15 protein-coding genes and 1 pseudogene are annotated in these 15,907 nt (G+C 57.0%); 4 read left to right on the forward strand and 12 right to left on the reverse strand.

What is annotated here, in order from left to right; all coding sequences use genetic code 11:
- Positions 1–690 precede the first annotated feature (690 nt).
- From O8B93_RS11725 to O8B93_RS11735, 3 genes are all read left to right on the forward strand, one after another.
- Positions 691–1,998 (forward strand): Fic family protein, encoded by a 1,308-nt coding sequence (locus O8B93_RS11725; protein ID WP_269710183.1) that lies wholly within the window; start codon positions 691–693, stop codon positions 1,996–1,998.
- Entirely contained in the window at positions 1,976–2,752 is a 777-nt protein-coding gene (locus O8B93_RS11730) for a metallophosphoesterase family protein (RefSeq protein WP_269710185.1), read from the forward strand. The genes O8B93_RS11725 and O8B93_RS11730 overlap by 23 nt, the downstream gene beginning before the upstream one ends.
- A gap of 326 nt (positions 2,753–3,078) precedes the next feature.
- Positions 3,079–4,437, forward strand: a complete 1,359-nt coding sequence (locus tag O8B93_RS11735; protein ID WP_269710187.1) for an IS110 family RNA-guided transposase — start codon at positions 3,079–3,081, stop codon at positions 4,435–4,437.
- Between the two features lie 72 nt (positions 4,438–4,509).
- On the opposite strand, the gene O8B93_RS11740 is transcribed toward O8B93_RS11735, so the two are convergent.
- From O8B93_RS11740 to O8B93_RS11785, 10 genes are all read right to left on the reverse strand, one after another.
- Positions 4,510–4,698, reverse strand: coding sequence for a helix-turn-helix transcriptional regulator (locus O8B93_RS11740; protein WP_269710189.1), 189 nt, complete (start codon positions 4,696–4,698; stop codon positions 4,510–4,512).
- 178 nt (positions 4,699–4,876) lie between these two features.
- Positions 4,877–5,938, reverse strand: coding sequence for an ornithine cyclodeaminase (locus O8B93_RS11745; RefSeq protein ID WP_269710191.1), 1,062 nt, complete (start codon positions 5,936–5,938; stop codon positions 4,877–4,879).
- A gap of 45 nt (positions 5,939–5,983) precedes the next feature.
- Positions 5,984–7,066 carry an NAD/NADP octopine/nopaline dehydrogenase family protein gene (locus tag O8B93_RS11750; protein ID WP_269710302.1) on the reverse strand — a complete coding sequence of 361 codons (1,083 nt, stop codon included), beginning with the start codon at positions 7,064–7,066 and terminating at the stop codon, positions 5,984–5,986.
- Between the two features lie 384 nt (positions 7,067–7,450).
- A complete protein-coding gene (locus O8B93_RS11755) occupies positions 7,451–8,581 on the reverse strand; it encodes an NAD(P)/FAD-dependent oxidoreductase (protein WP_269710193.1) in 1,131 nt (376 codons plus the stop codon).
- A complete protein-coding gene (locus O8B93_RS11760) occupies positions 8,578–9,978 on the reverse strand; it encodes an NAD(P)/FAD-dependent oxidoreductase (RefSeq protein ID WP_269710195.1) in 1,401 nt (466 codons plus the stop codon). Before O8B93_RS11760 ends, O8B93_RS11755 begins: the two co-directional genes overlap by 4 nt.
- A complete protein-coding gene (locus O8B93_RS11765) occupies positions 9,975–10,268 on the reverse strand; it encodes a (2Fe-2S)-binding protein (RefSeq protein WP_269710197.1) in 294 nt (97 codons plus the stop codon). The genes O8B93_RS11760 and O8B93_RS11765 overlap by 4 nt, the downstream gene beginning before the upstream one ends.
- Positions 10,269–10,399: 131 nt before the next feature.
- Entirely contained in the window at positions 10,400–11,167 is a 768-nt protein-coding gene (locus O8B93_RS11770) for an ABC transporter ATP-binding protein (RefSeq protein ID WP_269710199.1), read from the reverse strand.
- A gap of 18 nt (positions 11,168–11,185) precedes the next feature.
- Positions 11,186–11,917 carry an ABC transporter permease gene (locus tag O8B93_RS11775; protein ID WP_269710201.1) on the reverse strand — a complete coding sequence of 244 codons (732 nt, stop codon included), beginning with the start codon at positions 11,915–11,917 and terminating at the stop codon, positions 11,186–11,188.
- Positions 11,914–12,633 (reverse strand): ABC transporter permease, encoded by a 720-nt coding sequence (locus O8B93_RS11780; protein WP_269710203.1) that lies wholly within the window; start codon positions 12,631–12,633, stop codon positions 11,914–11,916. Before O8B93_RS11780 ends, O8B93_RS11775 begins: the two co-directional genes overlap by 4 nt.
- A gap of 160 nt (positions 12,634–12,793) precedes the next feature.
- The gene (locus O8B93_RS11785; protein ID WP_269710204.1) at positions 12,794–13,642 is read right to left on the reverse strand and encodes a transporter substrate-binding domain-containing protein; all 849 of its coding nucleotides are present in this window, start codon (positions 13,640–13,642) and stop codon (positions 12,794–12,796) included.
- Between the two features lie 282 nt (positions 13,643–13,924).
- On the opposite strand from O8B93_RS11785, the gene O8B93_RS11790 reads away from it, so the two are divergent.
- Positions 13,925–14,827 (forward strand): LysR substrate-binding domain-containing protein, encoded by a 903-nt coding sequence (locus O8B93_RS11790; protein WP_269710206.1) that lies wholly within the window; start codon positions 13,925–13,927, stop codon positions 14,825–14,827.
- Between the two features lie 273 nt (positions 14,828–15,100).
- On the opposite strand, the pseudogene tnpB reads toward O8B93_RS11790, so the two are convergent.
- Both tnpB and tnpA read right to left on the reverse strand, forming a co-directional pair.
- Positions 15,101–15,265 (reverse strand): annotated as a pseudogene (gene tnpB / locus O8B93_RS11795) (IS66 family insertion sequence element accessory protein TnpB); the annotation flags it as partial.
- Positions 15,262–15,732 carry an IS66-like element accessory protein TnpA gene (gene tnpA, locus O8B93_RS11800; RefSeq protein ID WP_269710208.1) on the reverse strand — a complete coding sequence of 157 codons (471 nt, stop codon included), beginning with the start codon at positions 15,730–15,732 and terminating at the stop codon, positions 15,262–15,264. The pseudogene tnpB and the gene tnpA, both read right to left, overlap by 4 nt.
- Between the last annotated feature and the right edge of the window lie 175 nt (positions 15,733–15,907).

Raw genomic sequence — 15,907 nt, forward strand, 5'->3', positions numbered from 1 at the left:
ACCGGACACTCAGCATTAGCACGAAGGCTCAAGCAAAAGCTTGGTGATGGACTCTAACGAGTTTCGACAGCTTGATCTGATGATCTGGAACGCCCGGCGGCGACGCTGGGCAACGGAACGCAAACTACAGATCTTCTATATCGCTGGCAGGCTCTCGAGCAAAAAGGCAAGAGGGCTGAAAGCAGTTATTATTCAACGCGTGGAACATTTCAGACTTGGCTGGAGGATGATTAAGGGCTTGACTTGAAATCCGATGGCTTGCGTATCGTTCAGGCGATACTTTTCTCATACGAGCGCGCCGATGTGGTCGATGATCAAATTGGTTAGCGCTCGTTTGGCCGGTCGTCGTCTCGGGTGGAATTCGCGCAATTAGGTAGCAATTACCACCAGACGACAATCATGACATCCATGATCTGGGTGGCGACCTAGGGTTCAAGTATCTTTTCGTGATCCGCTAGCCAAGATACGCAAAATCTATTCACAAATCTATTCACTCGATCTGCCTTGCAATCGATCTTGAAATTCACATATTTATTCAACAATTCGTCTCAGCCCAAACATCCTATGGACTAAGGCGTTGAAAGTGCTCGCCGTGAAACAATTTCCCTTGTCTCTTGCAATTCATGGATCAATTCATACGTAGAGACTACAGGGCGTGATAGCAGTAAATCCATTCGGGAATCTATTCAAATGAACGAACAAGACAAGCTGATCGTGGAGGCAGTCAGGAGCGGGAACGACACCGTTCCGAAGATTTTGAGCTGGCTGGAGCGCAATGAAACTCCCAGCAGCCAGCCAACCGTTTCCAGACGCCTTATAGGTTTGATTGCAGACCAACGCATCCGCCAGGAAGGGCGGGGCCGCGCGACTGTCTATCGATACGACGACTATCACGACTACTTCGCCGTACCGGGGACACAGCGGCGCGCGGTGCACTACAATCCCGACTTCATCGATCGGTACATCCCGAACGAGACCGCATGGTTTTCGCCAGGCGATCTTGATTCAATGACCCAGGCCGGCGGCGGCGCGGAGATGGATGCGAGCACATACTCCAGGGCGATCGCCCAAAAGCTGCTCGTCGACCTCGCCTACGCGTCGTCTAGCCTTGAGGGCAATACCTACAGTTATATCGACACCGAAGTTCTCGTCCAGTACGGCAAAATCGCCGAAGGCAAGGAAGCGGACGAGACCTTGATGATCCTCAATCATAAGGCTGCGATCAATTACCTCATCGACTACATCCAGGACATCGAGATCGACGTGCGTGAATTCAAAACGATGCACTCGCTCCTGTCGTCCGGCCTAATCGACGAAAGGCAAGTCGGCGTGGTGCGGCAACATATCGTGGGCGTGGGCAACTCGGCGTATATCCCCTTGTCGATCCCCGCAAGGCTTGAGGACGAGCTGGAAAAGATCGCGAACAAGGCTGCACAGATCGCAAACCCGTTCGAGCAGAGCCTGTTCCTCATGACGACGATCAGCTATCTGCAGTTCTTTGTCGACGTGAACAAGAGGACGGGCAGACTGATGGCGAACGTTCCGCTCCTTAAGGCAGGACTCTCACCACTCTCGTTCCTGAACGTCGACAAGACCGAATATACCAGGGGTCTGCTGACTTTCTATGAGCTTGGACGCTCAGACGTGATAGCTGCCGCCTATGCAAAGGGCTACGTGGCTTCAGCCAGTCGCTACCATGCCTATATGGGACGTGATCGCAGCATGATCGAGATGGAGGCCCGGTACAGGGTCGAACTCCACCGGGCGGTGAAGAGTTATGTAGAAGGATCTCTCACGGAAGGCCGGAGACTTTCTGACGACTTCTTCGAAGCAGAGTTCGAAGGTGTTTCGGAAGAGGAGCATAAAGCGTTTGTCAGCCTCGTCCGGAAGGCAATCGCCAGCCTGCACGACGGCAACCACGCCGTTTATGGCATACGGAGAAAGGCCTTTGACGAGTACGATGATCTCGGAGAACATGATCGCCGCAACGGCCTATGACGTCGCGACCATTGCTCCCTTCACGGCTGATACAGTCGCGATAGGCGATGTCCACGGTCGTGCCGACCTGCTCGAAGCTCTCCTGGAAACAATGGAGGGCAACGTTGGAGGCCGTCGCGTCGTCTTCCTTGGCGACATCATCGACCGCGGGCCGGATTCGCGGCTTGCTCTGAAGCTCGTCGCCGATGAACTGGACGCGATGACGGAATCGGTTCTCATCTTGGGAAATCACGAGGAACTCATGCTCTCGTTCCTGAACGCGGAACGCAAGGCGGCGCCGTTTCACACCTGGATGCAGAATGGTGGTGTCGCCACCGTTAGATCCTTTGGCATCGATCCGGATCTTGACCCTTACCGGATCGCGGCAATCCTATCTGAAACTAGCGAGGCGCAGGTGCTGCGGCGGGGAATGGACATGGTACGATCCGACAGATTCGTATTCGTACATGCGGGCATAAGGCCAGACGTTTCATTCGAACGACAGTCGCTCTTCGATCTGAGATGGATTCGAGAGCCATTTCTAAGCTACTCGGGATCGTTCGAAAAAATGGTCATCCATGGGCACACTCCGACGTCGAGCGGGCTGCCAAAAATGCGGCGAAACAGGTTGAACCTAGATACGGGCGCCTTCGCAACCGACCGCCTATCAGCCATTCATCTCGCGGCCGACGAAACTGCCTTCGGGTTTCTTTCCGCCGTGGGATCCGCGAATGAAGCAATTCAAGTCCGAGACTGCATGCCGACAGTGGACTAGCAACCATGATAAGCTTTAGCGCATACATCCACGCGGTTATGGTTGGTGGCATGGTACCTCATACCGGAATATTCTGGCGGCTTTTGCTACCTAACCAGTCGCGGGCCGGTGTCCCGCCTGCGGGAATAGAAACGGTATGCTAGTGTGGAGCTGGAGGAGAGCGACCGTCCGCATTTTGGTGGTATATAACCCCGTTACCTAACGTGGTCCATGGGCTGCTGCGCACTTGAGAGTGGCGACGCCGTTTGCGGCGATCCCGGTTAGGAATTTGATCTTTTGGCACAGCCCAGCCCCTCCATTCGTCAACCGAATAGGAGAAGCCTGCCATGTCTGGAACAATGAAGTCTCGCAACAAACGCGATATTTCCCCCACACACACAGATGCGGCTGCAATCGACATCGGTGCGACGATGCACGTAGCCGCCGTCAGGCCCGACAAGATTTCCGAGCCAGTCCGCAGTTTTGGAACCTTCACCGGCGATCTGCATCGGTTGGCGGACTGGTTTAAGCAGTGCGGCGTGCGCACGGTGGTGATGGAGTCCACGGGGGTCTACTGGATCCCGGTTTTCGAGATACTCGACCAGCGTGGCTTCGAGGTCATCCTGGTCAACGCTCGCGATGCCAAGCATGTGCCGGGCCGCAAGACCGATATCAGCGATGCGCAATGGCTGCAGCGTTTGCATGAATACGGATTGCTGAGGGCCAGCTTCCGGCTGAAGGGCGAAGTTGCCGTCCTGCGCGCCTATCTGCGCCAGCGCGAACGCTTGCTGGATTACGCCGCCTCGCACATCCAGCACATGCAAAAGGCGCTGACGCAAATGAATCTGCAGCTCCACCACGTGGTAACAGACATCACCGGCGCGACAGGTATGGCCATCATCCGTGCGATTGTGGCCGGGGAGCGCGACCCGGCGAAGCTGGCGACCCATCGCGACCCACGCTGCCATGCGTCTGTGGAAACGATCCGTCAAGCGCTCGTCGGCAATGATCGCGAAGAGCACATCTTTGCGCTGACCCAGGCGCTGGAGTTGTACGACGTCTACCAAGGTAAAGTGGCGCAGTGTGACGTGCGCATCGAGGCGGTCTTGAAACGGTTGCGGAAGGCCTCGTCCGGCGGCCCTGTAGGCAAACTGGCGCCCGTACGGACAACGAAGAAGCAATCCAATAGCCCAGCCTTCGATGTTCGCGCCGCACTGCAAGCATTGCTCGGCTGCGACGTCACCCAGATTCATGGGCTCGGGCCTTATCTGGCGCTCAAATTGGTCGGAGAATGCGGGACCGATCTCTCGGCCTGGCCTGATGCCAAGCACTTTACCTCCTGGCTATGCCTCTCACCAAGCAACAAAATCTCCGGCGGCAAGGTGCTGTCCTCACGAACCCGACGATCTGGCAGCCGGGCCGCGGCGCTACTGCGGCTTGCCGCGGTTGCGGTCGGGCGCACTCAGACCGCCTTGGGGGCATTCTTTCGGCGTTTGTCCGCGCGTGTTGGCAAGGCCAAGGCGGTCACCGCCACCGCCCGCAAAATCGCTGTTCTGTTCTACAATACGCTGCGTCACGGCATGGAATACAGCGATCCAGGAGCCTCTTATTACCAGGAGCGTTACCGCCGACGCGTCCTCACCAATCTCGAACGAAGGGCAAAGTCGCTTGGCTATACCCTACAGCCCGCACCAATGCCCGCCTGAGTGTTTCTTAGGAATTCCGGGAATTCGTCCACCAACGTGCCTGACCTCTCAAAGTGGCGAGCATCGCAAACATCATTCAGATGGCGGAATGCCCGCTTTGTCGAGCGCCTCCTTGATAGAGTTGGCATCCAACAAAATCATCGCGCGCTCCAGGTGTTGCTCTATTTCAATGATTGTCTTGCCTTCTAGCGATGCGATTTCGGCTAGAGTTCTGTCTTGAGACACCCACCGGAGGCATGCATTTTCGAGTGGTGACAGCACCTTATTCTCCTCGGCAACGCAGTAATGTTATAACTTCTCAGATAATCCAGTTTATGGAACTGGGGCCGACCATCAAGATTGGAAGCAGGTTGAGAAAGGTCATTGCTAATTCATCCTTGGGGAATGAATGTATCATTCCCGTTCTCCAGCGGGGTAGTCGTGTGCCCCCCTTCCGGAACTAGGCCGACGCGAGGAGCGCTTCACGGCGCAGGAGCATACCAAAGAGGTCTCTTGGCTCGTCAGGGTCAGCCAGAAGATCGAGTGGGATGCTGTGTTTCGACCCCTCCACCTGATCTCGAACGTACCGGAGCGCCGAAAAGTCCTCAATTGCAAAGCCGACACTGTCGAACAGCGTGATCTGCTTGTCGCTCGTCCGCCCGGTTTCCTGGCCCGTCATAACACGCCACAGCTCGGTCACTGGATGATCGGAAGCGAGCTGCTGGATCTCGCCTTCAATCCGCGTCTGCTCTGGAAACTCGATGAAGATGTCCGAACGCAGCAGGATATCGCGATGCATCTCAGTCTTGCCTGGGCAGTCGCCGCCGACACCATTGATATGCACGCCAGGGCCGATCATGTTGTCGCTGAGGATCGTGGCATTATGCTTGTCAGCAGTCGCCGTCGTGATGATATCGGCGCCTTCGACCGCCTGCTCTGCCGAGCTGCATGCCTCGATTTGGAAACCAAACCGTTGCAGATTGCGGCTGCAGCGAGCAGTCGCCTCCAAGTCGATATCGTAAAGCCGTATCCGATCGACACCGAGGAGCGCCTTGAAGGCCAAAGCCTGGAACTCGCTCTGGGCGCCATTACCGATCAGCGCCATCGTGCGCGCATTTTTGCGGGCCAGATACTTCGCCGCGATCGCGGAGGTGGCCGCCGTTCGCAGAGCCGTCAGGATTGTCATTTCGGAGAACAGCAGCGGATAGCCGCTATCGACATCGGAGAGCACGCCGAAGGCGGTCACCGTCTGGCGTCCCGACTTCGTGTTTTTCGGATGGCCGTTGACGTATTTAAAGCCATAGAGCGAGCCGTCGCTGGTCGGCATGAGCTCGATCACGCCATCTCGGGAATGCGAGGCCACCCGAGGAATTTTGTCAAAGCTCTCCCAGCGACGAAAATCGTCTTCGATGTAGCCAGCCAGTTGGACAATGAAGTTCTCGATGCCGGTGCTGACCACCAGGTCCATCATGTTTTCAACGCTGATGAACGGAACGATATTGAGGTTGGCAATTGCAGGCATCTTCTGACCTCTTCTTAGTTTGATGGACTGTCGGGCAAGGCCGGATCATGCGGGTCCGGCCGTGACCGCGTACCCGGTGACCACCCGCTCCTTGAGTGTGGGCAGGTCAAGCGGGCCGACGTGTGGAAGCAGGTCGTTTTCCTCGGAGAAGTCGCGTCCATAGCAGGCGCTCAGGATCCGGACACCACTTTCATGCAAAGGTGCCGGCACACCGGCGGCGTTTGCCAGATGCAAGGTCGGGATCAGACCGAAGGGGACGTCCTCGAGCACGTAGCGGGTGTCAAGGCTCTTCGGGCCTGCAGGATCGCTTCCGCGCTCAGCAAGGATTGATGATATTTTCGAGACGGATGCGCCGGATATGTCGAACGACAAGCGGAAGTGATCGAAGGTCGACCGGACCGTCTTGCCGAAGGCGGAAGCGATTGCGAGCCTTTCGAGGTCGAGCGCTTCGAGGAAGCGGCCTACAGCAGGTGTGACATTAGTATTCTGACCCCAATCTTCGGCTCGCTCGATGCGCGACAGATTGCACAGCGCGATCCCCATGTGGTCCTGGGGATTAAGGTTGCTCAAGGCAATCGTGAGGATATCGTCCTTCACGTCGAAGCGATCGCCAAATAGTGCGACACAGGTTCCATGCGCCCGCTCTGCGAAACGAACCGGCACGGTCGCCATATCGACCTTTGTCCTTATGGCACCGATGTTGAACGTATCCGCTGCCCGCGGCTTGCAGGTCAGAACAGTCGTGCTCCATGCCGTGATCGGGATCTCGATCTGCCGCTCGGCCAACTTGCTGGCGAGATAAAGCGCCGCAAAGGAAAGATGGGCGCTGATGATCACCGAATGACGTGTGCTGAGGTGCGGTAGAAGAGCGTCGAGAACGAAGCGGTGGCCATAGGCAGGCAGCGCCAGCACGATGACATCGGCCTCGGCCAATTCCTTGGCGCTCGCGCAGATATGAGGATGGAACGCGGTGTTTATCGCGCCGGTGATCTTCACCGGCGTGCCGGCGGCGAAAGCGGCAGTCCTTTCACGTGACCGCGACCAGATCATCGGTTCATGCCCATTCTTTAGAAGAAACGCCGCATATCCGATGGCGATCGATCCCGCCCCGGCTACTCCAACTTTCATTTCCGTCCTCATGCGTTATTGGAATCATTCGCATGCGAGATGCGGACCTCGAACGCATCGGCTAAACCCAGTTGCTCAAAATGTTATTGTCACCCGATCCGACACTGGCCGGCCGAATAGGCTTGCGGCGAGATCGGTCATCAGCCGGGCAGTACGCCCGCGCTCGTCCAGATCGCGCAGTCGGCCGTTGGTCTTGTTCACTCGATTGAGAAAAGCCTCCAACGGGCGCAAGACCCCCCTGCTCGTCCAAAACCCGCATGTCGACGACTTCGATACCGATCTCCGCAACCCGGCGCCTCTCCTCGGGGTCGACCGAACGGGTTCCCATCATCGACACGTTGCAGGGATGGACCGGCCCGGGAAGCATTTGAAGCAACATCAACTTCATGCTGCCTCACTACGTTTGAACAGCCTTTCGACATTGAAAGCTTCGATTGACCTGTTTGTGCCGCCGTGAATAACGAGGTCTGCTATGATTGCGCCGCAGACTGGTACGAGTTGGAAGCCATGTCCGGAGTAACCGAAGGAATGAAACACGCCAGTCGCGTTCGGGGAGGCGCACAATACCGGCAATTTGTCTTTCGGCGTGGATTCCATCCCCGCCCAGGTTCTCACGATGCGGACCTGTCGGACAGCCGGGAACAGATCTGTCGCAGCTTTCGCCCCGCGCGATAGTTCCTTATAGTCGACGAAGCTCCGCTGTGCTTCGAGATCAGCACGCCCCTGCAGGCCTCCACCGATCACCAACGTCCCCTGATCGGACTGCTTAAACGATAGTGGACGACCAACAACGCCGACAACCGGTTTGAGCAAGGGCGCGACCCGCTCCGTTACGATCATCATCGATGCCTTATGCCCCACCTCAACGTTATCACCGACCATCGTGGCGATCTTGTCGGCCCAGGCGCCGGCGGCGTTTATTACAGTTGGAGCGACAAAGTCCTGCGTTTCTGTTCGAACTCGCCAGTTGCCGCCGACCGGTTCGACGGATGTGACCCCTGCCCCTTCATAGATCATGACGCCGGCTGCCTCGGTCGCCTGGCGGAAGGCCCTCAGCGTGCGGTGCGGATCGGCTGCCCCGTCCCGACGCGCTATGATGGCCCCGACGCAATGCGGCGCTAACGCAGGCACCAAGCGGCGCAGTTCTGCTCGCTCGATCAGTTCTTCATTCTCGTATCCCGCTGCTCGCGTCATTGCATAGCGCTGCTCGATCTCGGGCAAATGGTGTTCGAACTCGGCAACCTCGATCTGGCCGTTGGCATGAAAACCGCAATCGTCGCCGACGATCGTCTCGATCCGGTGCCACATATCCATGGCTTCCAATGAAATCGGAAGCTCGGCCGGATCGCGATTGAGCGTGCGAACGCCTGCCGCGGTCCCGCCAGAGGAGTGGCGGCCCACCCAGGAACGCTCGAGAATAATCACCTTCCGGCCGGCGCGCGCCAAGTGAAGTGCCGCCGAGAGTCCATGCAAGCCACCTCCGATGACAATAGTGTCCAGTGCTTTTCCTGTCATCGCTTTTGATCCGCGCCATCGAGTGATGCGAGTTCACCAAGCGTTACCGGCTTGAGCGGCGGTCGAATACGGTAGAGGCCGACGTCTGGAGCCGTTCGTCCTTCCGCCGCGGCAAGAACCCGTGCGATGGTGTAACCACATTGACGACCCTGACAGGGACCCATTCCAGCGCGTGTAAAGGCTTTGACCTGATTTGGCCCTGGGCGCCCTCCCGCGATCTGAGCGCGCACAGAGGCGACAGTCACCTCTTCGCAACGGCAAGCGATTGTTTGGTCATCTGGAACGAAGATCTTCTCGCGCGGGCCATAGAGCCGGTCGAGGAAGGGACGCGAGCGAAGCGCACGCTTCAATCTCGCCCGAATGGGCTTTGCCGCCGCGTCGGCTTCGGTCCCCGAAAGACTGCCGGCCTTTAGCGCAATTCCAAGACCGGCAAGTTCTCCGCGCAGACATGCGGCGGTCGCACCGCCGATGCCGGCACCGTCACCCGCGACAAACACGCCGCTTTCCGACGTTTCGCCCCAAGGATCGAGTTCGGGGGCAAAGCTGTCTTGGTCGGTGTTCCAGACATGTTTGCATCCCAACGCAAGCGTCGGATGGATTGTCGGGACGATGCCCTCATGCACGAATAGCAATCGAGCATCGACCGTCGCGCCACGCCCTTTGGCCGTAACGTAGCGGATCCGCTCCAGCCGGTTTGTGCCGATCGCCTCAATCTCGGCGACGTCGGAGATGAACGGGACATGCCGCTTCAACAATATTAGCCAGCCTAGCCCCTTTACGAGGTCGGCCGGTGCGCTTATCGCGGCCTCGGCGAACTTCGGAAGGGCCCTTGCCATGCGGCCCGGCGGCGTCGTGTCCAGGAAACCGGCGATCCGGCCACCTGCATTGAGGAGCTGAGTTGCATAAAGAAGCGACAGTGGCCCGGTGCCTGCGATCCAGACCGGGTCAGACGGGATCTGATCGGATGTCTTTAGCACGATTTGCGCCGCGCCGATCGTCATGACCCCTGGCAACGTCCAACCTGGAAACGGCGCGGGGCGCTCTTGGGCACCTGTGGCCAGCAGTAGGTTGCCCGCCTCAACCGAGGTCGCTGCGCCGTCGCGCGTCATGAAAGCACGGGCCCCGCCCTCGATCTGCCAGACCTGAGTGCCGGGCTCGTAGGCTGCACCGCTTTTACGAAACGCACCCACGACGGCCAACCCCTCTTCATAGGCTTTGCCGAGAACCGACATTCGTGGTGTACCTGACACCTGTTCGATGTTACGCCAGATCTGCCCGCCAGGCGCCGGCTGTTCATCAACCAGAAGGACGTCCAGGCCATGCCGGCGCGCGACTGTCGCCGCCGACATCCCTGCGGGACCTGCACCAACGATCAAGAGATCAACACGACGACTCACGAAGCGATCCTCCTGCGACCGAGTTGGCGATCGACATGCAACCCGTCCTTGACCGGGACCAAACAAGTCTGGACCGAGGCTCCATCGACCAGCGCGAGACATTCGAAACAGACGCCCATCATGCAATAAGGCGCGCGCCGTTCTTCAGACACCGGCGTCGTGCGGGACCACAGAGGGTCAAGACGCAGCAAAACCGCCGCTACACTCTCTCCCGCTTCAGCCGAAACAGGCTCCCCGTCAACAACGACAGTCAAACCCTCTTCCCGGACTTCATGCAGCTTCTTGAACATCAAAAATGCCTACGGTGAATACGCACAAATCTACCACCGCATGCGAATGCATAGCGACGGATCGCCGAAACTGGTCGACGCAGGGGATACAACTCGTTCAATTCTAAGGCGCGAAGGCGCCAGCTCGAACGTCAGTGCACCCTCGAGGTGAATTGGTCGAAGTGATTATTGATACCCTTTCTGAAGATCTCCTCAGGGTGTCCGTCCACCTCGATCTGGCCTTGGTGCAAGAAGAGGACCCGGTCCGAAACCTCCTTCGCGAAAGACATCTCGTGCGTTACCACGAGCATCGTGCGGCCCTCGTCCGCGAGACCTCTCATAACTGTCAGTACTTCGCCAACAAGTTCCGGATCGAGCGCAGAAGTGGGTTCGTCGAACAGCAACACTTTCGGCTTCTGCGCCAAGGCGCGGGCAATTGCCGCCCTTTGCTGCTGGCCTCCAGAAAGCTCTGAAGGATACGCATGTCGTTTACCGGCAATACCCACTTTTTCAAGAAGAGCTTCGGCTTCCAAAACGCATTCCGGCCTGGACCGCTTTTGAACGTGAACAGGCGCTTCGATGATATTTTCCAGGATCGTCATATGAGACCAAAGATTGAAACTTTGGAAAACCATGGCCACCTCCGAGCGGATGCGGTCGACCTGCCGTTGATTGGCCGGCCTTGTCGTGCCGTTTTTTACCCGCGTCTCGATCGCCTCTCCGCAGATACTCACCGAGCCGCTTGTTGGAACTTCAAGCATGTTGATGCAGCGCAGCATTGTCGATTTGCCGGACCCGGAGGAACCGAGGATCGAAATGACGTCACCTTCTCTGGCGTCGAAAGACACCCCTTTCAATACCTCCAGCGGCCCGAACTTCTTTCGGATTTCGCGCAATGAAACGGCTGGAATTGCTGTCATTTTCTCCCCCTATGGGACTTAGTGTGTTGCTATGATCGCGGTCTGTGGATCCGGGGCATTTCTTGAGCGCCGGAGATGCGGTGAAAGAAGGCGTTCCACAAAGGCAATCATGCGCATGAGGACAAAGTTGATGATGAGGTACAAAGCACCGGCCGCAGTGAATACTTCAAAGGCGCGGTAGGTCTCGGAGATCAACTTGGCGGCGATACCGGTGATTTCCATGATAGTGACGATCGACGCCAGGGATGTCGCCTTTACCATCAGCACTATCTCGTTCCCGTAAATCGGAACGATGTTTCGTACCGCAATAGGGAGCGTAATCCGGCGGAACAACAAAAAACCTGACATTCCGCAAGCCCGACCCGCTTCGACTTGCTGTGCAGGCACCGATTGCAGCCCTCCCCGGATGATCTCACATCCGTAGGCTGCGGTGTTCAACGACAAAGCAAGCAGGACGCAGAAGTAGGGATCGCGAAACAGATACCAAAGGTGTAGATCCTGAAGGACGGCGCGATACTGTCCTAACCCGTAATAGATCAGGAAGATCTGGATCAGCATAGGCGAACCGCGAAACGCGAACACATAGCTCGCGACAAAGTAACGAGCGAGCCAAAATTGGCTCAATCGCAAAACCGCAAGGCCTAATGCCAGAATCATGCCCATCAGCACTGAGATGGCAGTGAGTTGCAACGTGACCGGGACCCCCTCAAGAAGGGCCAGGAAAGTTTCCCAAATGAATTGCGGGTTCATTGCATTGCCTCCCGGTAGCCGCGTCGCGATCGTCTCTCTATGTGCGCAAATACCAAGGTCGATACAAAGGTGATTGCAAGGTAGATCGCGGCGCCGAACAGAAAGAAATCAAACGGCATTCGCGTCGATCCGGCAGCAAGCTGCGTTGTTCGCATGAGCTCGGCGAGCCCGATTACCGAAACCAGCGCAGACTCTTTGAGCACGAGAAGCCACACATTGCTGAGCCCAGGTATCGCATGGCGGAGTAACTGCGGGACTATGATGCGTCGAAACATGAGTGCGTTGTGCATGCCGGCCGCTCGCGCAGCCTCCATCTCGCCTTTCGAGAGCGCATTGAACGATCCCCGAAAGACCTCAGCCTGATAGGCGGCGGAAACAACGCCGATAGCCGCGGCACCAACTGCGAATGATGGAATAGCGACAAAACCTTGATGCCCGAATAGACCCAGTATCGCTCCAAGCGCGGCGCTTCCCCCGAAGTAGAAGAGGTAGATGACGAGGAGATCAGGAATACCTCTCAGCACGGTCGTATACCCCTCGCCAAGGAGTTTGACGGGCAAAGTGCCGGCAATTCGCGCCCACGCAATAAGTGACCCCAAAACGGCGCCGATCAAGAATCCGGCGAGGGCGACAGAAAGCGTAACCAAAGCTCCAAACGCAAGATCGTCGCCCCAGCCGTCCGGTCCCACGCCCATAAGTGTGAGATAGTCGATCATAGCCCCCCCATCGCGCGTGGCCAATCGTCGCGTGATATCCACGAGATCAGACTGCCGAGACGACATTCCCCAATATTTTTATGTGAGCAGGTCATTTCGTCATTCACCTTAAAGCGAAGAGGCGGCGAGCAGAGGCCTGCCGCCGCAGATCAATCGGTCGCTATTCGCCGACCGGAGTGACGTCGACCGCAAACCATTGCTGTGCCAGGCGCTTCACGGTTCCATCGTCGATGGCTTCCTGCACAGCTTTGTCGAGCGAAGCCTTCAGCTTTTCATCGCCCTTACGGAGGCCGATACCCACGGCGCCAAACGGACCGTTAAAGAACGTCGGGCCATAAATTTCGTAAGCGTCGAACTTTGCATCTTTCTTTGTCGTCGCGAGGGAAATGTTGGATTGGACAATCGCGTCGACGCGGCCGGAGAGGAGATCCAACTCCGCTTCTTCGCTGGTCTTGTACTGACGGACTTCAACCTCGTTCTTGAAATATTGTTCGAGGAACGTGGCATTTGTTGACGACGTCTGTACGCCAATGACCTTACCCTTCAGCAAGGGTCGCATTTTTTCGATAGAGGCCTTCGTCGCATCATCGGCTTTTGCGAGGTTGACGATGTCTCCAGTCCCTGGCAGCTTTGCCAGATCTGAGCCTTTTTCTGCGAAAAACCCGTTGCGTGCACGAGCGTAGGGGATCGTAAAGTCGATGGCCTGGCGGCGCTTTTCGGTGATCCCCATCGCCGCGATGATAGCGTCGTACTTGCCGGCGTTGAGACCGGGGATGATGCCGTCCCAAGCTTGCGGAATGATTTCACAGGTAAGCTTGGCGCGTGCGCAGAGATCCTTGGCAAGATCAATATCGAAGCCTTTCAGGGTTCCGCCTTCTGTGAAATTCCACGGCGCGTACGCCCCTTCAGTAGCAATCTTTACGGTTTGCTCCTGTGCATTGCCAGTCACAGGAGACGTCATCATTGCAACGGCAAACGCCGCCGTGGACAGCATAGTGCGGTACTTCATGTGTTCACCTCAAGAGATCGCTGTTCACCTGGCCGCCATCCTTTTTCGTGGAAGTTTGCGGTCCAGCGCGGGCGGTTCCTTTAGCCCGTGGTCACGAGGATAGACCATATGATCGATATCACAAGGACATGAAATGGCATGCGCCTATAAGCAAATGTTATTGGGAGGGATTGAGTTGCGACCGATTTCGTGCCGTATTTAGAACCCGTCCCTACGCTGAAGGCCACTTTGACGAGCAGCGTGAACTAACTGTAAGAATGAACGAAGGATGTGAGCTTTCGAATGTTGCAGTCCCGTCAACTCGAGGTCTTTCGCGCAGTGATGCTCACCGGCGGCATGACGTCGGCTGCCGATATGGTGGGTATCACACAGCCCGCGATCAGCCGCTTAGTCCGAGATTTGGAAGAAGAAGTGGGCTTTCGGCTATTCGAAAGAATTGGGAATAGGCTTCGCCCCACACCGGAGGCGGTTATCCTGTTCAAGGAAGTTTCTTTGCACTTCCATGGTATCGATCGAATCGGAAAGGTGGCCGATGACCTTCGGAAGTCGCAACTCGGTTCCGTGCGGGTGGCATGCTATACCGCGCTCGCGATGAGCTTCATGTCGGAAGTCATTCAGACCTTCGTGGCAGATCGACCCGACGTTTCGATCTATCTGCATGACGACTCCTCGCGAACTGTTCTCGAGCTGGTAGCGCTACATCATTTCGATATCGGCATTTCCTTCACAACAGCCGACCATCCCGGTGTCGTCATGGAACCTTTGCCGACCTTTTGCGCTGAGTGCATCGTTCCAACAACGCATCGCCTTTGCGAAAAGGATTTTATTACTCCCGGCGATCTCGAAGGCGAAACACTCATCTCGTTGGGTGTTAACAGCCTTCTTCGAATGCAACTTGATGCCGTCCTTGCCGAAAGCAATGTCAGTTGCGCCCGCCACATCGAAAGTACCCTCGCCCTAAGTGTTTGCGACTTGGTGAGCAAGGGACTTGGCGTAGGCCTGGTCGATCCCTTCACCGCAAGCTTTTATGGCGATCGCGATCTTTGTAGAAAACCGTTCATTCCGGCAGTGCCTTATCACTTTGCAATAGCGCTACCCAGCGGCAAGACTCCCCCGAGGCTTGTTGGTGAATTCTGCGCTGCTTTGCGGGCGGCTGTGGACCGGTTGCCATTTGAACGAATGTAGGTCGCGCGTTGAGCAGAGATCTAACGTGTGTCACAGCCCGGGGTGGGACACTTCTGTCGGCGTCTTATGCGGTAGGTAAGCACCACAATAATCAATTTAGCCGTGGTGCACGCAAATTCGTGCCTCTCTGCTTATCGCAGTTGACGTTAGGTAACGTCAGACTTAGCCTCGCGCAAATGGGTCGAGAAAATCAGGTTGCTTGCAAGCCAGCTGATGGCTTTGAGCTGGTCCCGCGGGTCTTGGCAGATTTCGAGCGTGACAATCCTTCAATCAGATCCGATCCAGACGCCTGGCGCGGAACAAGAACACGTCGCCACAATACGGATCGGCCGCAAGGGCTGACGTCACCAAAGCCACCAGGCCATTCATGCCGCGCCGGAAGTCGAAAGGTTGCGTCGCAACCATAATCTTCACACCATTTGGCGAAACTCCGATCACCGGCGACCTCGCAACAATGCCACCATCGCTTGTGCCAGCTCAGGCGCTACCGAGCCGATAACCGTCATGCGCGCGCCAGCAATTTCGATCTCAATTCGACCTGCGGCCAAGTGGGCGACATCCGACGGCGAGCTTCCGGGAGGCCTTCGATCGCCAACCACCGTCACCGACACGAACATCGTCTGCTGCACGCCGGCCTTCGCAGTTCGTTGAGAGGTCAGCCCAGCGTCCCGACGCCAGACGTTCAGCAAGCCGCGATTGACGCCCCGGCGCCGGGCAACGGCCGAGATGTTCACGTCAGGTTCCGCGCTTTCTGCAAGAATCCGCGCCTTCTCCTGATAAGTCCAATTCCGCCGCTGGCTCCGACCGGTGATCACCTCGATCCGACGATACTTTCCCTCATGCCTGGCTTCATGCATGCCTTCATCCATGACTTCAAGCATGGCATCAGCGCGATCTCCAACCATTCCATTCCGCTCCTATCGATGCAGGAGCTTATCTCGCGGCCTCATTCACAAAAGGTGGGTTGTTCGTCGCGCTCACACTTGATTGCATCAATGGCGCAATGGAGCTCGACCAACGTCACACGAGGAACAGGCATCCGCATTATATTGATGCTCAGAGCGGCCTGCATTCAGTGCG

The sequence above is a fragment of the Martinezella rhizogenes genome, from assembly GCF_027460065.1.
Taxonomy (GTDB): domain Bacteria; phylum Pseudomonadota; class Alphaproteobacteria; order Rhizobiales; family Rhizobiaceae; genus Agrobacterium; species Agrobacterium rhizogenes_C.